The organism is Gibbsiella greigii (genome assembly GCF_039540155.1).
Taxonomy (GTDB): Bacteria; Pseudomonadota; Gammaproteobacteria; order Enterobacterales; family Enterobacteriaceae; genus Gibbsiella; species Gibbsiella quercinecans.
The window spans coordinates 59,256-81,411 of the sequence record NZ_BAABEM010000047.1 but is presented as its reverse complement, the minus strand read 5'-3'; the positions used below and the strand labels follow the sequence as shown (position 1 = coordinate 81,411).

Here is a 22,156-nt window from a genome sequence, read left to right as displayed (position 1 = left end):
GGAGTGTTATGAACAAGAAAAGAAGTGCCGTTGTGGTGGTGGCTATTCTGGCAATCGCCGCCGTCGTCTATGGATTTTTATCTTACCAGCAGCGGCAAAACACACCGCTGACGCTGTACGGTAACGTCGATATCCGCACCGTTAATCTCGGTTTCCGCGTTGATGGCCGCCTGGCTTCGCTGGCGGTTGATGAAGGCGATCGCGTCCAACCGGGGCAACCGCTCGGCAAACTGGACGATGGCCCCTATATCAACGCACTGCGGCAAGCAGAAGCCAACGTCGGCAGCGCACAGGCCAAGCTGGATCTGCTGCTGGCCGGCTACCGCAATGAAGAGATCGCCCAGGTGCGCGCAGAGGTGGCGCAGCGGCAATCGGCGTTCAGCTATGCCGACAGCTTTTTAAAACGCCAGCAGGGGCTGTGGGCCAAAAATGCCACGTCGGCAGACGCCCTGGAAGATGCCCGCACCGCGCGCAACCAGGCGCAGGCCAATCTGCAAGCGGCGAAAGATAAACTCACCCAATACCAAAGCGGCAACCGCCCGCAGGAAATCGAACAGGCCAGGGCCGTTCTGGCCCAAAGCCAGGCGGCATTGGCGCAGGCGCAACTCAACCTGCAGGATACCGCCCTGCTTGCCCCCTCCGCCGGTACGGTGCTGACCCGTGCGGTGGAGCCAGGCACCATGCTTAGCGCCAGCAGCACTGTGTTCACCGTTTCGCTAACCAACCCGGTTTGGGTACGCGCCTACGTCAGCGAAGCCCACCTGGGCCAGGCGGCGCCGGGCACCCAGCTTGCCATTTACACCGACAGCCGGCCGGATAAGCCCTATCACGGCAGGATCGGTTTTGTTTCCCCCACCGCCGAGTTCACGCCAAAAAGCGTCGAAACGCCAGACCTGCGCACCGATCTGGTCTACCGCCTGCGCGTGGTGGTGACCGACGCCGACGATGCGCTGCGCCAAGGGATGCCAGTGACGCTGCGCTTTGACAACGGCGCCGCCCAGTAGGATTCGGCGCAGGCTGCCCGGCAGCCTGCAAACGCTATACCTCGTTGATAGCTTCTGACGTTAGGGATGTCATGGAACAGGCACATGTGATTGAGCTGGAAGCGCTGGAAAAACGCTTTCCGTCACTCGAAAAACCGGCGGTCGCCAGCCTGACCACCACGCTACGCAGCGGTGCGGTGACCGGCCTGGTCGGGCCGGACGGCGCGGGCAAAACTACGCTGTTGCGCATGCTGGCCGGGCTGTTGAAACCCAGCAGCGGCCAACTGCGCGTCGCCGGGTTGGATCCGATCGCCCAGGATCGTCAACTGCACGCCATTCTTGGCTATATGCCGCAAAAATTCGGCCTGTATGAAGACCTGACGGTGATGGAAAACCTGACGCTGTATGCCGATCTGCGCGGCGTCACCGGCGAAGCGCGCCAGCAAACCTTCAAACAACTGCTGGAATTTACCGATCTCACCCACTTTACCGATCGCCTGGCCGGCAAGCTTTCCGGCGGCATGAAGCAAAAGCTGGGGCTGGCATGTACGCTGGTTGGTCAGCCGCAGGTGCTGCTGCTGGATGAGCCTGGGGTGGGCGTCGATCCGATCTCGCGCCGCGAACTGTGGCGTATGGTGCATGAACTGGCCAACGACGGCATGCTGATCCTTTGGAGCACCTCTTATCTTGATGAGGCCGAACAATGCCGGGAAGTGCTGCTGATGAATGAAGGCGAATTGCTGTTCAGCGGCGCGCCGCAGGCGCTGACCCAACGCATGGCCGGCCGTTCGATCCTGCTTGATGCGCCGGGCGACAACCCGCGCGCACTGTTACAGCGCGCGATTTGCTTGCCGGCGGTCACCGACGGGGTGATCCAGGGCAAATACCTGCGCCTGATGCTAAAACCCACCGCCGAACACCAGCAGATATTACAAGCGCTGGATCTGCCAAAGGCCGAACTGCATGAAGCCGAGCCGCGTTTTGAGGATGCGTTTATCGATCTGCTCGGCGGCGGCCCCAACAGCCGCTCGGCGTTGGCGGAGATTATGCCGACGGTGCAAGGCGACAGCACGGAAACCGTGATTGAAGCGCAAGGGCTGACCAAAAAATTTGGCAACTTCGCCGCCACCGATAACGTGGATTTCAAAGTACAGCGCGGCGAAATCTTCGGCCTGCTAGGGCCAAACGGCGCGGGCAAATCCACCACCTTCAAAATGATGTGTGGCCTGTTGACGCCCAGCGGCGGTAAGGCTCTGGTGCTGGGGATGGATTTAAAAACCAGCTCCGGCAAAGCACGCCAGCGCCTGGGCTATATGGCGCAAAAATTCTCGCTGTACGGCAACCTGACGGTGGGGCAAAACCTGAAGTTCTTTTCCGGGGTGTATGGCCTCAGCGGCAAAAAGCAGCGCGATAAAATCGATGAGATGTCGCGCGCATTTAACTTCGGCCCGATTATCGACCAAACCCCGGACTCGCTGCCGCTGGGGTTTAAGCAGCGCCTGGCGCTGGCCTGCGCGCTGATGCACGAACCCGATATTCTGTTCCTCGACGAACCCACCTCGGGGGTCGATCCGCTAACCCGGCGTGAATTCTGGCTGCATATCAACGGCATGGTGGATAAAGGCGTGACGGTCATGGTGACCACCCACTTCATGGACGAGGCGGAATATTGCGATCGCATCGGGCTGGTGTATCACGGCAAGATTATCGCCGCCGGCACGCCGGACGATCTTAAACACCAGGTCGCCAGCGAACAGAATCCCAATCCCTCAATGGAAGATGCGTTTATTGAGCTGGTGCAAGGCTACGATCGGCAGGAGAAAACATCATGAGCGAAGGCAGCAGCTTTTCCTGGCGGCGTTTGCGCGCGCTGTGCCTGAAAGAAACCCGCCAGATCCTGCGCGATCCCAGCAGCGGGCTGATCGCGTTCGTCATTCCGCTGCTGCTGCTGTTTATCTTCGGCTACGGCATCAATCTGGATTCCAGCAAACTGCGGCTGGGCATTTTGCTTGAACAGCAAAACGAAGAAGCACGGGATCTGGTCAGTGCGTTTACCGGATCGCCGTATATCGATCCGACCGTCAGCGATAACCGGCAGGCGTTGATCCAGAAAATGCAGGCCGGTGAGATCCGCGGGCTGGTGGTGATCCCCACTGATTTTGCCCAACGTATGGCGCGCCCTTACGATCAGGCACCGATCCAGGTCATCACCGACGGCAGCGAACCCAACACAGCCAACTTTGTGCAGGCCTATACCCAGGGGGTATGGCAGATCTGGCAGCAGCAGCGCGCTACCGATCGCGGGCAGGAGGATAAACCGCTGATCGAGATCCAGATGCGCTACTGGTTCAACCCGGCGGCGATAAGCCAGCACTTCATCATTCCTGGGGCGATCACCATCATCATGACGGTGATCGGCGCGATCCTGACCTCGTTGGTGATCGCCCGCGAGTGGGAGCGCGGCACCATGGAGGCCCTGCTGTCGACGCAGGTGACGCGCGGCGAGCTGCTGCTCTCCAAACTGCTGCCCTACTATCTGCTGGGTATGCTCGCCATGGCGTTGTGTATGGTGATATCGCTCTTCGTGCTCAAGGTGCCTTACCGCGGCTCGTGGCTGATTCTGTTTATCATCAGCAGCCTGTTCCTGGCCAGCACGCTCGGCATGGGGCTGCTGATTTCTTCCGTAACGCGCAATCAGTTCAACGCGGCGATGGTGGCGCTGAACGCCGCTTTCCTGCCTTCAATCATGCTTTCGGGGTTTATTTTCCAAATCGACAGTATGCCGGCGGTAGTGCGCGCCTTCACCTACCTCATTCCGGCGCGCTACTTCGTCAGTACCCTGCAAACGCTGTTTTTGGCTGGGAATATCGGCACGGTGCTGATCATCAATCTGCTGTTGCTGATCGCTTCTGCGGTGGTGTTTATCGGGCTGACGGCCTGGAAAACCCAGCGGCGGTTGGATTAAGGGGGGAGCATGTTGCACCGCTTATTAACGCTTATTATCAAGGAACTGCAAACGCTGCTGCGCGATCCGCAAACCCGCATCATTCTGATCATGCCGGTGCTGGTGCAGGTGTTGTTGTTCCCGTTCGCCGCCACGCTTGAAGTCACCAATGCCACGATCGCCATTTACAGCGAAGACAACGGCCAGGCTTCGATCGAGCTGACCCAGCGCTTTGCCAAAGCCAAAGCCTTCTCGCAGGTTTTGCTGCTGCGCAACCCGCAGGAAATTCAGTCCACACTCGACAACCGGAAAGCACTGTTGCTGATCCGCTTTCCGGCGCAGTTTTCACGTGATATTGCCACCGGCAACACCGCGCCGCTGCAATTGATTCTGGATGGCCGCAACTCGAACAGTGCGCAGATTGCCGCCAATTATGTCCAGCACATCGTGCAGGATTATCAGGAAGCGTTGATCGGCGGCCGGCAAAAACCCAATAACAGCGAGCTGGTGGTGCGCAACTGGTATAACCCCAACCTGGATTACAAATGGTTTGTGGTTCCGTCCCTGATCGCCATGATTACCACCATCGGCGTGCTGATTGTCACTTCGCTTTCTGTGGCGCGCGAGCGTGAACAGGGCACGCTGGAACAGCTGCTGGTCTCCCCGCTCACCACCTGGCAAATCTTTATCGGCAAGGCCGTGCCGGCGCTGATTGTCGCTTCGTTCCAGGCATCCATCGTGCTGTTGATCGGTATTTTCCTGTTCCAGATCCCGTTCGCTGGCTCCCTGCTACTGTTTTATGGCACCATGCTGGCCTACGGGCTGTCCCTGGTGGGCTTCGGCTTGTTGATCTCGGCGCTGTGCGCAACCCAGCAGCAGGCGTTTATCGGCGTATTCGTGTTTATGATGCCGGCGATCCTGCTTTCAGGCTATGTTTCGCCGGTGGAAAATATGCCGGTGTGGCTGCAGAACCTGACCTGGATTAACCCAATCCGTCACTTTACCGACATCACCAAGCAGATTTATTTGAAAGACGCCAGCTTCGGCATTATTTGGCACAGCCTGTGGCCGTTACTGGTGATCACCGTCACCACCGGCAGCGTGGCTTATGCCATGTTCCGGCGTAAAATCGCCTGAGAGCGGGGCTGCGATAACGGTGTTTGTCTTGTCATCGATTATTCATGGAGGCGTTTTGACAGAAGCAGTTAAAGACAATGAATTCAATAAAATGACCCGTTTTGGCTTCCGGCTTGCCGGCATTAGCCTGCTGTTGGTCATGCTGATTTTTGCGGCCGGTTTTTTTCTGCCGGAAGACAGCGGAGAGTGGCTTGATCTGGTGGTGCTAGCCATGGCCGGCGTGAATGTGATTGCGAACTTCGTGGTGTTCTATTTCGCCATCATCGGGCTATTCAAATCGTCATTGAAATGGCGGGCGCTATTTTCTTTACTGATCGCACTGGCGATTTTTGCACTCTATCTCATCGCTATCGCCTTCGCATCCTCATAAGGACAGCCGTGATAGCCAAAGAGGGCAATCCGTTTGCCCTTTTCTGCCCATTAGCGCTGGGCGATTCTTGCCGCCGACGCTTTGGTTAAGCCTTCCAATGGGTTCCAGCTCTGAATGCCCTTCACTTCTTTCAGGTAATAGCTGTAGTTGGCGAGGCTGCCGCACGCACACGCATAGGCAACGTTCACGCCGCGCGCCCAGGCATCAAGGTTCACGCCATTGCTGTATTCAATCATCCCCAGGATTAAGTTGATGGCACATATCACCACAAACAGCACCAGGCCTTTCTTCCACAAGCCCAAAAGACAAAAATAAATAATGCCGAAGAAAAAGGCGTAAAAGTTCATGACGTATTTAATCCGCGCGAAGAACTTCATCTCCTTTAGCTTCCGCTGGTATTCAGGGGAAGTGACATTCCCACCGACGCTATCATATAAGGCAAAACGCGCTTGCCACTTTGGGCTTAGCTCTTTACTCATAAATCCCTCGTTACCATTATCATTGTGTTTTACTACTGCCATCCCATATAACCTGTTTATTCAACGCAATGCCTGGCGCAGTGTCAATAAAACGGCGTGAAAAAGCATGACTGTCGCTTAAGTAAACAGATAACAAAAGGCCCTGCAAAACAGGGCCCTTTGAGAAACAACGGTGCGGGTAGCAGCGAAGGATTAGCGATTAACGGCGGTTGCCGAAAATCCGCAGCAGCATCAGGAACAGGTTGATAAAGTCGAGATACAGCGTCAGCGCGCCGACAATCGCATATTTGCGGAAATGGTCTTTATCATCCGCGTTGAGCTGTTCGCCCATCGCTTTCAGTTTCTGGGTGTCGTAGGCCGTCAGGCCAACAAATACCACCACGCCGATGTAAGTGATCGCCCACATCAATGCGCTGCTTTTCAGCCAGATATTGACCAGCGACGCCAACACAATACCGATCAACGCCATAAACAACAGGCTGCCGAAGCCGCTCAGATCGCGCTTGGTGGTGTAGCCATACAGGCTCATGGCGCCGAACATCCCGGCGGTGACCACGAAGGTGCTGGCGATGGAAGAATAAGTGTAGGCAATGAAAATGCTGGAAAGCGTCAGCCCGGTCAACGCCGAATACAGCATAAACAGCGAAGTGGCCATCGCCCCGCTCAGGCGGTTAACCATGCCGGAAATAACGAACACCAGCGCCAATTGCACAATAATCAGCCCGAAGAAGGTGATCTGGCTGGAAAAAATAAAGTTGAGGATTGCAGGCGTGTTGGCCGCATACCAAGAGACAAACGCCGTCAGCAACAGGCCGCAGGTCATCCAGCCATACACCTGCGCCATATAGGCCTGAATGCCGCTGCCAGCACGTTCGACAATTGAACCATTAGAACGTGGATATCGGTCCATGACGGTTACCTTTTGCATGTTGAACAAGATTCGGGATAGCATATGCCATAGCCCTGCCGTTATTAAGAGTACCACAATAACGCACTGCCGGGAGCGCGCAGCGCTATTAATTACGCGCCGTTGAACAATGATTTACCTGCTCACCAGCGCTTCGCCGCCAGCGTATCCGCGGCACGCGCCTCCACCCAGCGCTCCCCCTGCCCGGTGGCTTCACGCTTCCAGAACGGCGCGCGCGTCTTCAGGTAATCCATAATAAATTCGGCGGCTTCAAAGGCCTGGCTGCGGTGCGCGCCGGTCACGCCGACGAACACAATTTCATCGCCGGGAAACAGCTCGCCGATCCGGTGAATCACCGCGACCCGCTGCAACGGCCAGCGTTGGCGGGCCTGTTCAACAATCTCGGCCAGCGTTTTTTCCGTCATGCCCGGGTAGTGTTCCAGCGTCAGCGCGCTGACATCGTCACCCAGGTTATGGTTGCGTACCTTGCCGGTGAAGGTCACTACCGCGCCATCGTCGGCGCACTGCGCCAGCCAGGCATATTCATCACCGACGTTAAACGGCGCATGGCCAACGCGAATACGGGTATTGCTCATGGTTAGCCCCCGGTTACCGGTGGAAAGAACGCCACCTCGTCGCCGGCGCACAGCGGGTGGTCCAGCGGAACCAACGCCTGATTGACCGCCGCCAACAGCTTGCCGTTTTCCAGCGCCAGCGCCCAGCGATCGCCACGCGCGCACAGCGCCTGGCGCAACGCATCCACGGTCGGGAAGTCTGCCGCCAGGCGCAGGCTGGACACGCCGACCAATTCACGCACCTGGGCAAAAAACAGAATATCAATCATGCACTATTCCACCTTGAAGTCGCCGGATTTGCCGCCGCTTTTCGCCAGCAGGCGTACGGGGCCGATCACCATGTCCTTTTGCACCGCCTTACACATGTCGTAAATGGTCAACGCCGCCACCGAAGCAGCGGTGAGCGCTTCCATTTCCACGCCGGTTTTGCCGCTAAGGCGGCAGCAGGTTTCGATGCGCACGCGGCTATGCGCCGGTTGCGCTTCCAAATGCACCTCGACCTTGCTCAGCATCAGCGGGTGGCACAATGGGATCAACTCCCAGGTGCGCTTCGCCGCCTGGATGCCGGCGATGCGCGCGGTAGCGAACACATCGCCCTTGTGATGGCGGCCTTCGACGATCATCGCCAACGTCTCGGCATGCATGGCGACAAACGCCTCGGCGCGGGCTTCCCGCACGGTATCCGCCTTGGCGGAGACATCCACCATATGGGCTTCGCCGGCGGCGTTAATATGGGTTAATTGGCTCATAAGGCTACTTTTTCACATGCGGCTGAAAATTACACGGGCGATGCCGCGCGTCCAGTTGTTCTTCGATAACCCGCTCCCACGCGGTGCGGCAGGCGCGGGTGGAGCCCGGCACGGCAAAAATCACGGTACGGTTGGCGATGCCGGCCAGCGCGCGCGACTGAATAGTCGCCGTGCCGATCTCTTCATAAGAAACCATGCGAAACAGCTCGCCGAAACCTTCGATTTCCCGATCGAACAACGGCAACAGCGCCTGCGGGGTATTATCCCGTTCGGTAAACCCCGTGCCGCCGTTAACCAATACCGCCTGCACGTCATCGCTGGCGATCCAAAGCGAGATCTGCGCGCGGATCTGGTAAACATTGTCTTTGACCAACGCACGGGCCACCACCGTGTGGCCGGCTTCCTGCGCTGCCTGCTGCAAGTAGTCGCCGGAGGTATCCTCCGCTTCGCTGCGGCGATCGGACACCGTCATCACAGCGATGCGCAACGGAATAAATTCACTGCTGGTATGGCTCATAATGTGTCTCGCTCCTGCTGATGTGGTGCCGCGCGTTACCATTCGCGCCGGCATTAACCGCCGATAAACGACAAATTCTGCGTTATGCCGCTGTTGCCCTGGTGCAGGAAGTGGGTCTGCTTTTTGTTCAGCAGCCCGCCCTGAATGCGCAGCTTCAGCTGTTCCAGTTGGTTATCCGCCGCCAGCAGATCGCGCAGCGGGATCCCCTGCTCGCCAAACAGGCACAGATGCAGGTTGCCAATGGCGGATACCCGCAGGCGGTTGCAGCTGGCGCAGAAATCCTTCGCATAGGGCATGATTAACCCCACCTCGCCTTGGTAATCCGGGTGGCTGAACACCAGCGCCGGGCCATCGCTGCGCCCGCGCGGCAAACGGCACCACCCTTCACGTTCCAACTGCCGGCGGATCACATCGCCGGAGACATGGTGTTTGCGAAACAGCTGCCCGCCTTCGCCGGTTTCCATCAGTTCAATAAAGCGCAGTTGAATCGGGCGATCCTTAATCCAGCGCAGAAAAGCGCCGAGCTGATGGTGGTTCACGTCGCGCATCAGCACCGCGTTGACTTTCACCTTGCGGTAACCGGCGGCAAAGGCGGCATCAATGCCGGCCATCACCTGCTGAAAACGATCCTGGCCGGTAATGGCGTGAAACTGGCGGGCATCCAGGCTATCAACGCTGACGTTAATCGCCGTTAACCCGGCGTCACGCCAGCGTTCTACGTCGCGCGCCAAACGGTAACCGTTGGTGGTCACGGCAAGCTGGCGAACCATCGGGTTTTCGCGCACGGCGGCAATAATCTCAGTAAAGTCGCGCCGCAGCGACGGCTCGCCACCGGTCAGGCGCACTTTCTCCGTCCCCAGTTCGGCAAACGCGCGGCTCACCCGCCGGATCTCATCCAGTGAAAGAAAGGTTTTCGGACTGCCGTTCGGCTGATAGCCGCCCGGTAAACAGTAGGTGCAACGAAAATTGCACACATCGGTGATCGACAGGCGCAAATAGTAAAACTTGCGCGCAAAAGCATCAGTGAGTTGCGGCACCATAACACCTTTCCAAATACGGGAGATGCCGGCGTTTCCACTGGCACCCTGGTGGCAGGCTTCGCCACGGCCCAAACGCCATATTGTTCGATGGGAACAACACAGGCCCAAGGGCTAGGAGTTTTGATTTCAGCCCGGCAAACAGCCGCTGCCGGGATAAAACCGCGGTTTTCGGCAGAATTCTAGCGCCAATTCCCGGCGATAGCCAACGGGCAATTTCGTTATATAATAATGTAGATAGCGTTTTCGCCCGCACAGCTAACACATTAATCACGAAAAATGCCCGTTTCGCAGAGGGATCGGCTAAAGTCACGCATACGGCACGCGGTTTCGCGTTTTTTCATCGGATCGGTTAATTTAAGCAGGCAGTCAGCCCCTCTTTAAGGAAATTTATGCGTAATCGAACCCTGGCCGATCTGGATCGGGTGGTAGCTCTGGGCGGTGGCCATGGCCTTGGCCGCGTGATGTCTTCGCTCTCATCGCTCGGCTCCCGCCTGACCGGTATCGTCACCACCACCGACAACGGCGGCTCCACCGGCCGTATTCGCCGTTCAGAGGGCGGGATCGCCTGGGGGGATTTGCGCAATTGCCTCAACCAGCTGATTACCGATCCTAGCGTAGCATCGGCCATGTTCGAATACCGTTTTAGTGGTAGTGGTGAACTGGCCGGGCATAACCTGGGCAATTTGATGCTTAAAGCGCTGGAGAATCTCAGCGTGCGCCCGCTGGAAGCCATCAACCTGATCCGCAGCCTGCTGAAAGTGGACGCGCTGCTGATCCCGATGTCTGAGCAGCCGGTGGATCTGGTGGCCTACGATCGTGAAGGCAACCAGGTTTACGGCGAGGTCAATATCGATCGGCTAACCCACATGCCGCAAGCGCTGCTGCTTTCCGCCCCGGTGCACGCCACGCGCGAAGCGCTGGACGCCATAGCGCAGGCCGATGTGATCCTGATTGGCCCAGGCAGCTTCCTCACCAGCCTGATGCCGCCGCTGTTGCTGGCGGATCTGGCTCAGGCGTTGCGGCGCAGCAGCGCCAATGTGATTTATATCAATAACCTGGGGCGTGAGCTTAGCGTCGCTGCGGCGTCGCTGTCATTGAAAGACAAGCTGAATATGATGGAAGAACATATCGGCCGCAGGATGATCGATGCGGTGATCGCCTGCCCCGCGGCCGATACCCGTCAGGTGCAGGATCGCGTTGTGATCCAGCAAGCGCTGGAAGCCAGCGATATCCCTTACCGCCACGATCGCCAACTGCTGCGCCAGGCGTTGGATCGCGCCCTCTCCGCGCTGGCCGCCCGCCGTTGATCGTGCAAGAAACGCCGTTTAATCGCGGCCGCGCCGCCACGGGTTATCGCTGACGGTGCGAATATACAACTCTTCGACCTGCTTGCGCGCCCACGGCGTGCGGCGCAAGAACTTCAAACTGGATTTAATGCTCGGATCGCTGCGAAAACAGTTGATGCGAATACGCTCCGCCAGCCCCGGCCAACCATACTCGGCCACCAGTGCGTTCAGCAACTGCTCCAGCGTGATGCCATGCAGCGGATCTTTTGAGGGGAAGATGGTCATATCGGCAGCTCGTTTTTTTATTGGCCGCACACCATAATCAGCTTTGGCCGGTGCGGCAAGGACTTTTGTTTCCCCAGCGTTGGCGGGGTTAGCGGGGCCAAATACGGCCCCGCGGCGTTATACATCAGGAAATGGCGATAAACTGTTCGCGCAGCTGCTGGATCTCATCGCGCAGTGCCGCCGCCTGCTCAAACTCCAGGTTCTGTGCATGGGTATACATTTGCGCTTCCAGCTCGCGGATTTTCTTCTCGAGCGCTTTTGGCGACAGCAGCTGATTCTGCAGCTGGCTTGCCGTTTTGCCTTTGCCCTTCGCCAGATTTTTACCGTTGACCGGCTGGCCGATTTGCAGAATATCGCCGATCTTTTTATTCAGGCCTTTCGGCGTGATGCCTCTCTCGGCGTTGTAAGCCTGCTGTTTGGCACGGCGGCGCTCGGTTTCACCAATCGCCTTTGCCATGGAATCGGTAATTTTGTCGCCGTAAAGGATCGCCTTGCCGTTCAGGTTACGCGCCGCACGGCCGATGGTCTGGATCAGTGAGCGTTCTGAACGCAGAAAGCCTTCTTTATCGGCGTCCAGAATCGCCACCAGCGAAACCTCCGGCATATCCAGCCCCTCACGCAGCAGGTTGATGCCCACCAACACATCGAATTCCCCCAGGCGCAAATCACGGATGATCTCAACGCGCTCCACGGTATCGATATCCGAGTGCAGGTAACGCACGCGCTCACCGTGCTCTTCCAGATATTCCGTCAGATCTTCCGCCATCCGTTTGGTCAGCGTGGTCACCAACACACGTTCGTTGATCGCCGCCCGCTTGCGGATTTCAGACAGCAGATCGTCCACCTGCGTGGCGACCGGCCGCACTTCGATTTCCGGATCCAGCAGCCCGGTCGGCCTGACCACCTGATCGATAATTTCACCGCCGGATTTCTCCAGCTCATATTTGCCCGGCGTGGCGGAAACATAGATCGTCTGCGGCGCCAGCGCTTCAAACTCTTCAAAACGCATCGGGCGGTTATCCAATGCGGAAGGCAGGCGGAAGCCATACTCCACCAGCGTTTCCTTGCGTGAACGGTCACCCTTGTACATACCGCCGATCTGCGGGATCGTCACGTGGGATTCATCCACCACCAGCAGGCCATCCGCCGGCAGGTAATCGAACAGCGTGGGCGGCGGCTCGCCCGGCCCGCGCCCGGAAAGGTAACGCGAGTAGTTTTCAATGCCGGAGCAATAGCCCAGTTCGTTCATCATCTCCAAATCAAACTGGGTGCGCTGCGTCAGGCGCTGTTCTTCCAGCAGCTTGTTATTGGCCAACAGCACTTTGCGCCGATCGGCCAGCTCCAGTTTGATCTCTTCCATCGCCTGCAAAATACGTTCGCGCGGCGTGACGTAGTGCGTCTTGGGGTAAATGGTGAACCGCGGCACCACCTGCTGAACCTGACCAGTGAGAGGATCAAACAGCGACAGCCGCTCGACTTCCTCGTCGAACAACTCCACGCGCAGCGCCAGCTCGTCGGATTCCGCCGGAAAGATATCGATCACTTCGCCGCGCACGCGGAAGGTAGCACGCTGAAAGGCCTGATCGTTGCGGGTATACTGCAGCTCCGCCAGCCGGCGCAGGATCGAACGTTGATCGATAATCATCCCGTTGGTCAGGTGCAGCATCATCTTCAGGTACAGATCCGGATCGCCCAAACCGTAGATAGCGGACACCGACGCCACCACCACCACATCGCGGCGCTCCAGCAATGCCTTGGTGGCCGACAAACGCATCTGCTCAATGTGCTCGTTCACCGAGGCGTCTTTTTCGATAAAGGTATCGGAGCTCGGCACATAGGCTTCCGGCTGGTAGTAATCGTAATAAGAGACAAAATATTCCACCGCGTTCTCCGGGAAGAACTCTTTCATCTCGCCATACAGCTGCGCCGCCAGCGTTTTATTCGGCGCCAGCACCATGGTTGGCCGATTGAGATCGGCAATCACATTGGCGATCGTGAAGGTTTTGCCCGAGCCGGTTACCCCCAGCAACGTCTGATGCGCCAGGCCGTCTTCCAGCCCTTCTTCCAGTTTGCGGATGGCCTCCGGCTGATCGCCGGCCGGTTTGAACTCAGAATGCAGTTTGAACAGTTTACTCATCAGACTAGGCAACCCCGTGAGAAATGCGCGCAGGCGGCTCGTGAATCGCTTCACTGAGCAGCCCTTAAGTATGGAAAACGCCGGCGAATTGCGCCAGTGCCTTTATGATACTGGATATAAAACCAGCTTCAAGCAGATTTAGCCGGCGCGGTTGCCCCAAGATCGGCCAGCCATGCACCGTGGCCCGGCTTTACGCGCACACCGGCGATGACAATACGGTGACATTTTTATTGTCAATCACAGATTTATCCCCAAAACCCGCCCTATATTAACTTATCAGTAACACAACGGTAAAAATCCAGGCAAACGCATCCGATCCTTCAGGCATCGCTTGATTTTAATTAATTATTTGATAAATATATAGTTTAATAAAAAGATGAGAATACGGGCAACGCGAACACAACCCGCGCCGGCTCTCGCTTTAGGCCGCTTTTCTAAATCTAATGCACAAGGTTATCCACAGGAATAGTGGATAACTCTTACCACCCCGCCAACCACGGGAGCTCCAGAAAGACCCCCTTTCGGTTACCAAAACGGTTTAAAGGGTCTTTTTAGTGATTTTTTTCATAAAAAAATCGCTGTGTTTATGCCGATTAATGCTAATAAACCGGCCCGGCCGAAATTCATTTTCCACTTTCAACCGCCGCATGGGGTTGTTGCCTGCCCGATGGGTGAAATCCTGTGCACCATAACCAATCCCGGCAGCACCGCAAAAGTGCACACTCGGCGCTTACCGCCCAAACTTTGGCTGCGCCGCCTTTCCGCCAGCCCGCCCCGCCCCTGCCGCCCGGTTAACACCGCGCTAACAAGACGCTTTTTTATCGCCGCGATAAAGTTGGCCTGCTAATTGCAAAACCCCGTTAAGGATAGACAGCGTGGATAGAGAGCGAATCCCGCCTGTGCGATAGAATCCTCTGCTTGAATCGGCCCGTTACCGGTAAAACAAATCACCGCTAACGCAGTCATAAAAGCGAAACATAACGGGAATTCGGCTTTTCATGGCCATTTTTTCCTGAATATTAAATTTTAGCGGCCTTTCTGCGCTAACCCCCTATGGTTGCCGGAACGGCATTTTATTCTGGCCGTTAATACACTTGGGAAAGAAACCGCTAACGCGGCGAGTACAGTTAAGGAGTGTGGATACACACAGGACGTTGACGTTTGAGTGCCATGCCGGGCGTTACGCCAGTGCCATTGAGGCGCACATCCACAAGTGCCAGGCCTTTGAGGAGAATGCCGATGTTAAGTTTAAGGTCGTTAAACCAGTATTACGGACAAAATCATACGCTGTGGGATATCAACCTGGAGTTGCCGCGCGGCCAATGTACCACCCTGCTTGGCCGTAACGGCGTGGGTAAAACCACGCTGGTCAACTGCATTATGGGCCACTTGCCGGTGGTCAGCGGCAGTATGACCTGGCAGCCTATGGATGCGCCGCCGCAAAACCTGCTGCAACAGCCGGTGGAAACCCGTGCGGCGCTGGGTATCAGCTATGTGCCGCAAGGGCGGCAAATCTTTTCCCAGTTTAGTGTGGAAGAAAACCTGCAGGTGGCGTTGATGGCGGGGCGTGATAAACCGCATCGTATCCCGCCGTTGGTCTATGATCTGTTCCCCAATCTGTACGATATGCGCTCCCGCCGCGCCGGCGATCTGTGCGACGGCGAACAGCAGCAGTTGGCGATTGGCCGGGCGCTGGTACTGGAGCCGGAATTGCTGATTCTGGATGAACCCACGGCCGGCATTCAGCCGTCTATCGCGGCGGATATCACCAATGTGATCCGTAAAATCAACCGCGATCTGGGGATGACCATCCTGCTGGTGGAACATTCATTGCCGTTCGTACGCCGCGTGGCGGATCGTTTCTGCCTGATGGATAAAGGCCGTAACGTGGCTAATGGCACGCTGGAACAGTTGGATGAGGAATTGATTAATGCCTATCTGGCAGTGTAAACAAACAGGGCGCAACGTGTACGCTGCGCCCTGCTATTAGGTTCAGGCCGGCAACGCCCCTAAATCAAGATACTGGCCAAGCGGCTGCCGCTCAACCTGTGGCAAATGCGGGATTTCCCCCAACAGCGGCGCAGCCAGCATGCGGCGCAGGGTTGCCAGATACTCCTGATGACGAACCCCTGGCGCCACCACATCATTCGCGATCCAACCGGCCAATGTTAACCCCGCCTGCGCAATTGCCTGTGCGGTCAACACCGCATGGTTGATGCAGCCCAGCTTGATGCCCACCACCAAAATCACCGGCAGCCGTTCCGCCTTTACCCAATCAGCAAAGGTATAGCTTTCCGACAGCGGGGTGAACCAACCGCCAGCTCCTTCAACCAGCAGCCAGTCTGCGCGCTGCTCCAGATGACGCAACCCGGCGGATAAATGTGCCGGATCGATTGGCCGCGCTTCAGCGGCGCTGACGATGTGCGGCGACGTCGGCTCGGCGAAGGTGTAAGGGTTCACTTCACCATATTCCAGCGTGACGCCGCTGTTGGCCTGCAGCACCAGCGCGTCATCGTTGCGCAGCCCCTGCGCCGTCATCACGCTGCCGGAAGCCACCGGTTTATAGCCTGCGCTGCGGTACCCTTGCTGGTTCGCCGCCTGCAGCAGCGCACTGCTGGCCACGGTTTTTCCCACTTCGGTATCCGTCCCGGTGATAAACCAACGCTTAATCACGATAAATGACTCCATAGGCTAAATGATAACTGAGCGGAAACTGCCCGTGCTGGCGAGGGTAAGCGGCCTGCAATGCCGCCAGCCGCCGGCGGGAAAGCAGCCCGGCCCCGCGCCCGCCGTGCAGGTGCGTCGCGCCGATGCCTTTCAATGAGCGCATCAGCGCCATGACATCCGGGTAGGCCAGGGTTTGCCAGGCGGCCTGCAACTGATGGCGATAGGCGCCGCTTGCGGCGCCTATCTGCGCCAGCGGCAGAAAATCATTCACGTGGCGCTCGCCGTCAACCTGCTGCCAGGCATCCCCCAGCTCATACAGAGAACCTTGCGCCAGGGTGGAAAACAGGATCACCCCGCCCGGGCGAGTGACCCGATACAGCTCCGCCAGCGCTTGCGGCAAGCTGGCGCACCATTGCATCACCAGACTGCTGAAGCAGATATCCACCACGGCGTCCGGCAACGGGATGTGTTCGATATCCCCCAGCAGGTAATCGTCGGCCGCCTGTTGTTGATGGGCGTAAGCCAGCATGCCGGGAGCCAGATCGAGCGCGGTGACCCGTTTCCCCTGTTCGCGCCAGCGGCGGCTGAAATAGCCGGTGCCGCAACCGGCATCCAATACGTGGCGGCCGGCGTGCGCCGCCCCCATCCCCAGTAAGCGTTCACCAACGCTGCGCTGCAGGACGGCTGCGGTATCGTAGCTGCCGGCGGCGCGGCTGAAGGCCGAAGCGACCGCCTGTTTATTGACGGCGTCAAACGCTGACGGCATGCAGCACCTCCAGCAGGCGATCGATATCCTGTGGCTGGTGTGCCGCCGTCAGGGTGATGCGCAGCCGCGCACCGCCCGGCGGTACCGTTGGCGGGCGGATGGCGCTCACCCATAGGCCTTGCGCCCGCAAGCGCTGGGCCAGATCGAGCGCCCGCTGATTATCCCCCACCAGCAGCGGCTGGATGGCGGTTTGTGAATCGGTGAGCGTGAGCGGCATGCCCGCCACGCCGGTGCGAAAGCGCTGGATATGCGCCTGAAGGCGCGCACGCAACGCATCGCCCTGCTGGATACGCTGCAGCGCCGCCTGCAAAGCGCAAGCCTGTGCCGGCGGCATCGCGGTGCTGTAAATCAGATGGCGGGCAAACTGCAGCAGGTACTCGGCCAACGGTTCGTCGCACAGCACGGCAGCGCCGCTGACGCCGAACGCTTTGCCGAAGGTCGCCACCAACACTTCCGGCCGCACCCCCTGCTGCCAGCAACTGCCCCGGCCCTGCTCGCCGCACACGCCGATGCCGTGCGCGTCGTCAACCATCAGCCAGGCACCCGCCCGCCGGGTTAAACGGTGCAATTCAGCCAGCGGCGCGCTGTCGCCGTCCATGCTGAAGACCCCTTCAGTCACCGCCAGCGTCTGGCCGCCGCAGGGTTTATCCAGCAGCGCCGCCAGCGACGCGGGCTGGTTGTGGTGAAAACGCCGCAGTTGCGCGGGTGAGTGAGCGGCCGCTTCCAGTAACGAGGCATGGCTCAGCTTATCCGCCAAAATGCGATCGTCCGCCTGCATCAACGCCGCCAGCAACGCCTGATTAGCTGCATAGCCGGAGATAAACAACAGCGCACGCGGATAGCCAAGCCATGCGGCGAGCTGTTGTTCCAGCGCGTAATGGGCTTCGCTATAGCCGGTCACGTGGCCGGAGCCGCCGCTGCCTACGCCATACCGCCGTGCCCCCTGCTGCCACGCGGCGATAACCGCCTCATCCTGGCTCAGACCAAGGTAATCATTACCGGAGAAATTGAGGTAATGTTCGCCGTTAAGCTGAATCAGGCGGCCATTCCCTCCCTGGTTAACCTGCCGGCTGCGATAGGCGGCGGCTTGCCGCCGCGCTTCCAGCCCCTGGGCAATACGCTGCTGCCAGTCCATTATGGCGCCGCGTTGTAATATTCAGCCGTGTCGGCATTCAGCAACTGCCGCGCCAGCACCTGCTGCTGTTGATTATCGCCATGTTCGGTTTCGGTTTGCTGCGGGTTCAGCCCCAGCTTGCGGAACAGTTGCAGGTCTTTGTCTTCTTCGGGGTTTGGCGTGGTCAGCAGCTTGCAACCATAGAAGATGGAGTTGGCGCCGGCCATAAAGCACATGGCCTGGGTCTGTTCATTCATCTGTTCACGCCCGGCGGACAGCCGCACGTAGGAAGACGGCATCATAATGCGCGCAACCGCGATAGTGCGGATAAAATCAAACGGATCAACGTCTTCGTTATCCGCCAGTGGCGTGCCCTTGACCTTCACCAGCATGTTGATCGGCACGCTTTCCGGTGGCTTGGGCAGATTGGCCAACTGCACCAGCAGGCCGGCGCGATCGCGCACCGTCTCGCCCAGCCCGACAATGCCGCCGGAGCAGACTTTGATACCGGCTTCACGCACTTTTTCCAGCGTATCCAAGCGCTCCTGATAGCTGCGGGTGGTGATGATGTTGCCGTAAAATTCCGGCGAAGTGTCCAGGTTGTGGTTGTAATAATCCAGCCCGGCTTCCGCCAGCCGCTCCGCCTGATCGTTATTCAGGGTGCCCAGCGTCATGCAGGTTTCCAGCCCCATGGCCTTCACGCCCTGCACCATTTGCTGCAGGTAGGGCATATCGCGCTCGTGCGGGTTTTTCCAGGCGGCGCCCATGCAAAAACGGGTGGACCCGGCGGCCTTGGCCTTGCGCGCCGAAACCAGCACCTGTTCCACCTGCATCAGGCGCTCGGCTTCCAGCCCGGTCTTGTAACGCGAGCTTTGCGGGCAATATTTGCAGTCTTCCGGGCAGGCGCCGGTTTTGATCGACAACAGCGTGCTCACCTGCACTTGGCGTGGGTCGAAGTGCTGGCGGTGCACGGTTTGCGCTTCAAACAACAGCTCAAGCAAAGGTTTTTCAAACAGGGCTTGGGCACGCCCTACGGTCCAGTGAATGCGGTCAGCCATTATGGCGTCTCCAAAATAAAAAAGTCTCGTCAGTTTAAATATTGTGGATATACTGTCAACCATTCGGTAATCAAATTGGTTTACAAGTATGTCGCTATCCCCTTCGGCGCTCGAATTTGATCGGCGCCACATCTGGCACCCCTACACCTCAATGAGCCATCCATTACCTTGCTACCCGGTGGAAGCCGCCAGCGGCGTAGAGCTGCAGCTGGCCGACGGGCGGCGCCTGGTGGACGGCATGTCATCCTGGTGGGCGGCGATCCACGGCTATAACCACCCGATCCTGAACCAGGCCGCCAGCCGGCAATTGGAAAAAATGGCGCACGTGATGTTTGGCGGCATTACCCATCCAAGCGCGATTGCGTTGTGCCAAAAATTGGTGGCGATGACGCCCGAGCGGCTGGAATGCGTATTCCTGGCGGATTCCGGCTCGGTGGCGGTAGAAGTGGCGATGAAAATGGCCTTGCAGTATTGGCAGGCGAAAGGCGAACGCCGGCAGCGCTTCCTGACGCTGCGCCATGGCTACCATGGCGACACGCTGGGCGCCATGTCGGTGTGCGATCCGGATAACTCCATGCATAGCCTGTATCAGGGCTATCTGGCGCCGCACTTGTTTGCGCGTGCCCCACAGAGCCGGTTCGGCGGCGTTTGGGATGAACAAGACATCACCCCATTCAAACAACTGCTGGAACAGCATGCCGGCGAAATTGCCGCGGTGATTCTGGAGCCGGTGGTGCAAGGCGCCGGCGGCATGCGCATCTATCACCCCACCTATTTACAACGCGTGCGTGAGCTGTGCGATCGCCATCAGGTACTGTTGATTGCCGATGAAATCGCCACCGGCTTTGGCCGCACCGGCAAGCTGTTCGCCTGTGAACACGCCGCGGTGGTGCCGGATATTCTGTGCCTGGGCAAAGCGCTGACCGGCGGCTACATGACGTTGTCCGCCACCCTGACCAGCCGACAGGTGGCGGAAACCATCAGCAACGGCGCGGCGGGCTGTTTTATGCACGGGCCGACCTTCATGGGCAACCCGCTGGCATGCGCGGTGGCTTGCGCCAGCCTGGACTTGCTGGCGGAGAACCGTTGGCAGCAGCAGGTTGCAGCGATCGAAACGCAGCTAAAACAGCAACTGTTGCCGCTGGCGCACATGCCGAAAGTCGCCGACGTGCGCGTACTGGGCGCCATCGGCGTGGTTGAGATGCATGACGCGGTGGATGTGGCGCAGTTGCAGCAAGGCTTTGTTGCGCGCGGCGTGTGGATCAGGCCGTTCGGCAAGCTCATCTACCTGATGCCGCCCTATATTATTCAGCCCGAACAGCTCAGCCGGCTCACGGCCGCGATTGCCGAAGCCGTGCGCTGACGCCCAGGCCCCGCCCGGGGCCTGGCGCTACCAATGCTGGTTCAAGTAACGGGCCAGCCAAACCAGGCACAGGATCCACAGCGCAATGATCACCACCATCGCCAGGCGGCCGGTCGGGTTATCTATGCGCTTTTGTGCCCTGGCGCGAAACTCCTGCATCAATGGTTTTGGAATAAGGCGCACCGCCAGCATGATGCCGAGCGGCACCAGGATCACGTCATCCAGATAGCCGAATACTGGGATAAAATCCGGGATCAGATCGATAGGCGATACGGCATAGCCCGCCACCAGCAAAGCGATAAGTTTGGCATACCAGGGCGTGCGCCGATCGCGCGCGGCTAACCACAATGCATAAATGTCGCGTTTGATGCCGTTGGCCCAGCGGCGCAGCCAGCCGAACCAAGGCGAGCGTTTTTTAAAAGAGATCATGGTTATTTCATATATGTGCGTAAAACGGACATCAGTTGTTCAACATCTTGCTCGCGCTGCTGGGGTGTTGCGTCTTCCGCCGCCAGATGATTGCGCACGTGCCCTTCCAATACCTGAGCCATCAGGCCATTGACCGCGCCGCGTACCGCCGCAATTTGTTGCAGGATCTCTGAGCATTCACTCCCGCTCTCCAACGCGCGCTCCAGCGCATCGGCCTGCCCTTTGATGCGACGCACTCGCGCCAATAGCTTTTTTTGATCTTTGATCGTATGGCTCATAAACGATTTCCGTTTGTTAACTACTATACTGGGGTATAGTATAATTTATCATTCACCCATGACGTAGGGACTTGTCATCATGCCTTCATCCACATTAACCGTCCGGCCACAACATAATCACATTTTTGACGATGGGAATCCATTGGCAGAAAAGCGCACCCGTTGGGCGGCCATCCTCACCGCTGCGATGATGGTCATCGAGATCGTCTGCGGTTGGTTGTTCAACTCAATGGCGCTACTGGCGGACGGTTGGCACATGAGTTCGCACGCGCTGGCAATGGGGCTTTCCGTGCTGGCCTATGCTGCCGCCCGCAGGTTGGCGAATAATCGCCGCTTCAGCCTTGGTACCTGGAAAATCGAAGTGCTGGCAGGCTATACCAGCGCGGTTCTGCTGGTAGTGGTTGCCGTGCTGATGCTGTTCCAGTCCGTCGAACGCCTCTTCGCGCCAACGCCGATCCACTACAGTGAAGCCATCGCCATTGGCGTTGCCGGGCTGGCGGTTAACCTGGTTTGCGCCTGGCTGTTGCGCGCGACGCCGGATCACGGGCATGGGCATGGGCATGGGCATGGGCATGGGCATCATCACGGCCACGGCGAAGATCTCAACCTGCGTTCGGCCTATGTGCACGTGCTGGCCGATGCCGCCACCTCGGTGCTGGCCATTCTGGCGCTGGTGGGTGGCCTGCTTTGGGGCGCCGCCTGGCTTGATCCGCTGATCGGAATCGTCGGTGCCGGGCTGGTTGCCGCTTGGGCCTATAGTCTGCTGCGTGAAACGGGAAAAATTCTGCTGGATGCCGAAATGGATAACCCGCTGGTTGAGGAGATCAAAGATGTGCTGGCCCACTCCGGCTTTAGATTAACCCTGACCGATCTGCACCTGGGCCGCATCGGCAAAGGGAAATATCACTGCATATTGGCGCTAAGCAGCCCAGATGCTACGCTCACTCCCGAACGCGTGCGCCAATTGCTGCGCACGCACAACGCGTTGGTGCATATCACGGTGGAAATCAACCACCCAACGCCAACGGTTGTATTGTTCAGGCAAAACGATCTAGTTTAAGGGTTCGCTTTT

Annotated in this window: 24 protein-coding genes and 1 riboswitch; of the genes, 9 read left to right on the top strand and 15 right to left on the bottom strand. The window is 58.2% G+C overall.

Annotation, left to right across the window (positions count from 1 at the left end):
• The first annotated feature begins 8 nt into the window (after window positions 1-8).
• The 5 genes from hlyD (at window position 9) to AC559G_RS20255 (ending at window position 5,434) form a co-directional block, all read left to right on the top strand.
• Window positions 9-1,004, top strand: coding sequence for an HlyD family secretion protein (gene hlyD / locus AC559G_RS20275; RefSeq protein WP_498914273.1), 996 nt, complete (start codon window positions 9-11; stop codon window positions 1,002-1,004).
• A gap of 71 nt (window positions 1,005-1,075) precedes the next feature.
• Window positions 1,076-2,815: an ATP-binding cassette domain-containing protein gene (locus tag AC559G_RS20270; RefSeq protein ID WP_498914272.1), complete on the top strand. Its 1,740-nt coding sequence runs from the start codon at window positions 1,076-1,078 to the stop codon at window positions 2,813-2,815.
• On the top strand, window positions 2,812-3,948 hold the full coding sequence (locus AC559G_RS20265; RefSeq protein WP_498914270.1) for an ATP-binding cassette domain-containing protein: 1,137 nt from the start codon (window positions 2,812-2,814) through the stop codon (window positions 3,946-3,948). The genes AC559G_RS20270 and AC559G_RS20265 overlap by 4 nt, the downstream gene beginning before the upstream one ends.
• 9 nt (window positions 3,949-3,957) lie before the next feature.
• Window positions 3,958-5,064, top strand: a complete 1,107-nt coding sequence (locus AC559G_RS20260; RefSeq protein ID WP_498914268.1) for an ABC transporter permease — start codon at window positions 3,958-3,960, stop codon at window positions 5,062-5,064.
• Between the two features lie 55 nt (window positions 5,065-5,119).
• Window positions 5,120-5,434, top strand: coding sequence for a hypothetical protein (locus AC559G_RS20255; RefSeq protein ID WP_462615477.1), 315 nt, complete (start codon window positions 5,120-5,122; stop codon window positions 5,432-5,434).
• A gap of 50 nt (window positions 5,435-5,484) precedes the next feature.
• On the opposite strand, the gene AC559G_RS20250 is transcribed toward AC559G_RS20255, so the two are convergent.
• The 7 genes from AC559G_RS20250 to moaA all read right to left on the bottom strand — a co-directional run bounded on the left by AC559G_RS20250 (window position 5,485) and on the right by moaA (window position 9,701).
• Window positions 5,485-5,913, bottom strand: coding sequence for a DUF2628 domain-containing protein (locus AC559G_RS20250; protein WP_498914266.1), 429 nt, complete (start codon window positions 5,911-5,913; stop codon window positions 5,485-5,487).
• Between the two features lie 199 nt (window positions 5,914-6,112).
• Complete coding sequence (locus AC559G_RS20245; protein WP_095845374.1) at window positions 6,113-6,823, bottom strand: Bax inhibitor-1/YccA family protein; 711 nt, start codon at window positions 6,821-6,823, stop codon at window positions 6,113-6,115.
• 140 nt (window positions 6,824-6,963) lie between these two features.
• Window positions 6,964-7,416 carry a molybdopterin synthase catalytic subunit MoaE gene (gene moaE / locus AC559G_RS20240; protein WP_095845375.1) on the bottom strand — a complete coding sequence of 151 codons (453 nt, stop codon included), beginning with the start codon at window positions 7,414-7,416 and terminating at the stop codon, window positions 6,964-6,966.
• 2 nt (window positions 7,417-7,418) lie between these two features.
• The gene (moaD, locus tag AC559G_RS20235; protein WP_498914264.1) at window positions 7,419-7,664 is read right to left on the bottom strand and encodes a molybdopterin synthase sulfur carrier subunit; all 246 of its coding nucleotides are present in this window, start codon (window positions 7,662-7,664) and stop codon (window positions 7,419-7,421) included.
• Between the two features lie 3 nt (window positions 7,665-7,667).
• Window positions 7,668-8,144, bottom strand: a complete 477-nt coding sequence (gene moaC / locus AC559G_RS20230) for a cyclic pyranopterin monophosphate synthase MoaC (RefSeq protein ID WP_498914263.1) — start codon at window positions 8,142-8,144, stop codon at window positions 7,668-7,670.
• Between the two features lie 4 nt (window positions 8,145-8,148).
• A complete protein-coding gene (gene moaB / locus AC559G_RS20225) occupies window positions 8,149-8,661 on the bottom strand; it encodes a molybdenum cofactor biosynthesis protein B (RefSeq protein ID WP_498914261.1) in 513 nt (170 codons plus the stop codon).
• A gap of 53 nt (window positions 8,662-8,714) precedes the next feature.
• Window positions 8,715-9,701, bottom strand: coding sequence for a GTP 3',8-cyclase MoaA (gene moaA / locus AC559G_RS20220; RefSeq protein WP_498914260.1), 987 nt, complete (start codon window positions 9,699-9,701; stop codon window positions 8,715-8,717).
• A riboswitch (molybdenum cofactor riboswitch) is annotated at window positions 9,688-9,831 on the bottom strand. It overlaps the preceding gene by 14 nt.
• Before the next feature lie 259 nt (window positions 9,832-10,090).
• On the opposite strand from moaA, the gene yvcK reads away from it, so the two are divergent.
• Window positions 10,091-11,008, top strand: coding sequence for a CofD/YvcK family protein (gene yvcK / locus AC559G_RS20215; protein WP_498914259.1), 918 nt, complete (start codon window positions 10,091-10,093; stop codon window positions 11,006-11,008).
• 18 nt (window positions 11,009-11,026) lie between these two features.
• Here the strand turns inward: yvcK and AC559G_RS20210 are convergent, their stop codons facing one another.
• Window positions 11,027-11,272 carry a VF530 family protein gene (locus AC559G_RS20210; RefSeq protein WP_498914257.1) on the bottom strand — a complete coding sequence of 82 codons (246 nt, stop codon included), beginning with the start codon at window positions 11,270-11,272 and terminating at the stop codon, window positions 11,027-11,029.
• 124 nt (window positions 11,273-11,396) lie between these two features.
• Window positions 11,397-13,409 carry an excinuclease ABC subunit UvrB gene (uvrB, locus tag AC559G_RS20205; protein WP_498914255.1) on the bottom strand — a complete coding sequence of 671 codons (2,013 nt, stop codon included), beginning with the start codon at window positions 13,407-13,409 and terminating at the stop codon, window positions 11,397-11,399.
• A gap of 1,239 nt (window positions 13,410-14,648) precedes the next feature.
• Between uvrB and AC559G_RS20200 the strand changes: the two genes are divergently transcribed.
• Complete coding sequence (locus tag AC559G_RS20200) at window positions 14,649-15,359, top strand: ABC transporter ATP-binding protein (RefSeq protein WP_438598668.1); 711 nt, start codon at window positions 14,649-14,651, stop codon at window positions 15,357-15,359.
• A gap of 42 nt (window positions 15,360-15,401) precedes the next feature.
• Here the strand turns inward: AC559G_RS20200 and bioD are convergent, their stop codons facing one another.
• Genes bioD through bioB form a run of 4 tightly spaced genes read right to left on the bottom strand, consistent with a single transcriptional unit; the run spans window position 15,402 to window position 19,014 of the window.
• On the bottom strand, window positions 15,402-16,082 hold the full coding sequence (bioD, locus tag AC559G_RS20195) for an ATP-dependent dethiobiotin synthetase BioD (protein ID WP_498914253.1): 681 nt from the start codon (window positions 16,080-16,082) through the stop codon (window positions 15,402-15,404).
• Window positions 16,075-16,842, bottom strand: coding sequence for a malonyl-ACP O-methyltransferase BioC (bioC, locus tag AC559G_RS20190; RefSeq protein ID WP_498914251.1), 768 nt, complete (start codon window positions 16,840-16,842; stop codon window positions 16,075-16,077). Before bioC ends, bioD begins: the two co-directional genes overlap by 8 nt.
• On the bottom strand, window positions 16,826-17,977 hold the full coding sequence (gene bioF / locus AC559G_RS20185) for an 8-amino-7-oxononanoate synthase (protein WP_498914249.1): 1,152 nt from the start codon (window positions 17,975-17,977) through the stop codon (window positions 16,826-16,828). The genes bioC and bioF overlap by 17 nt, the downstream gene beginning before the upstream one ends.
• Window positions 17,977-19,014 (bottom strand): biotin synthase BioB, encoded by a 1,038-nt coding sequence (gene bioB / locus AC559G_RS20180; RefSeq protein ID WP_438598664.1) that lies wholly within the window; start codon window positions 19,012-19,014, stop codon window positions 17,977-17,979. The genes bioF and bioB overlap by 1 nt, the downstream gene beginning before the upstream one ends.
• Window positions 19,015-19,102: 88 nt before the next feature.
• On the opposite strand from bioB, the gene bioA reads away from it, so the two are divergent.
• Entirely contained in the window at window positions 19,103-20,377 is a 1,275-nt protein-coding gene (bioA, locus tag AC559G_RS20175; RefSeq protein ID WP_438598663.1) for an adenosylmethionine--8-amino-7-oxononanoate transaminase, read from the top strand.
• A gap of 27 nt (window positions 20,378-20,404) precedes the next feature.
• Here the strand turns inward: bioA and AC559G_RS20170 are convergent, their stop codons facing one another.
• Both AC559G_RS20170 and AC559G_RS20165 read right to left on the bottom strand, forming a co-directional pair.
• Entirely contained in the window at window positions 20,405-20,806 is a 402-nt protein-coding gene (locus AC559G_RS20170; RefSeq protein WP_438598662.1) for a YkvA family protein, read from the bottom strand.
• Between the two features lie 2 nt (window positions 20,807-20,808).
• Window positions 20,809-21,084: a metal/formaldehyde-sensitive transcriptional repressor gene (locus AC559G_RS20165; protein WP_095845391.1), complete on the bottom strand. Its 276-nt coding sequence runs from the start codon at window positions 21,082-21,084 to the stop codon at window positions 20,809-20,811.
• A 79-nt stretch (window positions 21,085-21,163) separates the two neighbouring features.
• Between AC559G_RS20165 and dmeF the strand changes: the two genes are divergently transcribed.
• Window positions 21,164-22,144, top strand: a complete 981-nt coding sequence (gene dmeF / locus AC559G_RS20160; RefSeq protein WP_498914247.1) for a CDF family Co(II)/Ni(II) efflux transporter DmeF — start codon at window positions 21,164-21,166, stop codon at window positions 22,142-22,144.
• Window positions 22,145-22,156: the final 12 nt, after the last annotated feature.

Bases quoted from the DNA above. Each gene is read 5' to 3' on its own strand.
- hlyD (WP_498914273.1), top strand. From the start codon at position 9: ATGAACAAGAAAAGAAGTGCCGTTGTGGTGGTGGCTATTCTGGCAATC.
- AC559G_RS20270 (WP_498914272.1), top strand. From the start codon at position 1,076: ATGGAACAGGCACATGTGATTGAGCTGGAAGCGCTGGAAAAACGCTTT.
- AC559G_RS20265 (WP_498914270.1), top strand. From the start codon at position 2,812: ATGAGCGAAGGCAGCAGCTTTTCCTGGCGGCGTTTGCGCGCGCTGTGC.
- AC559G_RS20260 (WP_498914268.1), top strand. From the start codon at position 3,958: ATGTTGCACCGCTTATTAACGCTTATTATCAAGGAACTGCAAACGCTG.
- AC559G_RS20250 (WP_498914266.1), bottom strand. From the start codon at position 5,913: ATGAGTAAAGAGCTAAGCCCAAAGTGGCAAGCGCGTTTTGCCTTATAT.
- AC559G_RS20245 (WP_095845374.1), bottom strand. From the start codon at position 6,823: ATGGACCGATATCCACGTTCTAATGGTTCAATTGTCGAACGTGCTGGC.
- moaE (WP_095845375.1), bottom strand. From the start codon at position 7,416: ATGAGCAATACCCGTATTCGCGTTGGCCATGCGCCGTTTAACGTCGGT.
- moaD (WP_498914264.1), bottom strand. From the start codon at position 7,664: ATGATTGATATTCTGTTTTTTGCCCAGGTGCGTGAATTGGTCGGCGTG.
- moaC (WP_498914263.1), bottom strand. From the start codon at position 8,144: ATGAGCCAATTAACCCATATTAACGCCGCCGGCGAAGCCCATATGGTG.
- moaB (WP_498914261.1), bottom strand. From the start codon at position 8,661: ATGAGCCATACCAGCAGTGAATTTATTCCGTTGCGCATCGCTGTGATG.
- moaA (WP_498914260.1), bottom strand. From the start codon at position 9,701: ATGGTGCCGCAACTCACTGATGCTTTTGCGCGCAAGTTTTACTATTTG.
- yvcK (WP_498914259.1), top strand. From the start codon at position 10,091: ATGCGTAATCGAACCCTGGCCGATCTGGATCGGGTGGTAGCTCTGGGC.
- AC559G_RS20210 (WP_498914257.1), bottom strand. From the start codon at position 11,272: ATGACCATCTTCCCCTCAAAAGATCCGCTGCATGGCATCACGCTGGAG.
- uvrB (WP_498914255.1), bottom strand. From the start codon at position 13,409: ATGAGTAAACTGTTCAAACTGCATTCTGAGTTCAAACCGGCCGGCGAT.
- AC559G_RS20200 (WP_438598668.1), top strand. From the start codon at position 14,649: ATGTTAAGTTTAAGGTCGTTAAACCAGTATTACGGACAAAATCATACG.
- bioC (WP_498914251.1), bottom strand. From the start codon at position 16,842: ATGCCGTCAGCGTTTGACGCCGTCAATAAACAGGCGGTCGCTTCGGCC.
- bioF (WP_498914249.1), bottom strand. From the start codon at position 17,977: ATGGACTGGCAGCAGCGTATTGCCCAGGGGCTGGAAGCGCGGCGGCAA.
- bioB (WP_438598664.1), bottom strand. From the start codon at position 19,014: ATGGCTGACCGCATTCACTGGACCGTAGGGCGTGCCCAAGCCCTGTTT.
- bioA (WP_438598663.1), top strand. From the start codon at position 19,103: ATGTCGCTATCCCCTTCGGCGCTCGAATTTGATCGGCGCCACATCTGG.
- AC559G_RS20170 (WP_438598662.1), bottom strand. From the start codon at position 20,806: ATGATCTCTTTTAAAAAACGCTCGCCTTGGTTCGGCTGGCTGCGCCGC.
- AC559G_RS20165 (WP_095845391.1), bottom strand. From the start codon at position 21,084: ATGAGCCATACGATCAAAGATCAAAAAAAGCTATTGGCGCGAGTGCGT.
- dmeF (WP_498914247.1), top strand. From the start codon at position 21,164: ATGCCTTCATCCACATTAACCGTCCGGCCACAACATAATCACATTTTT.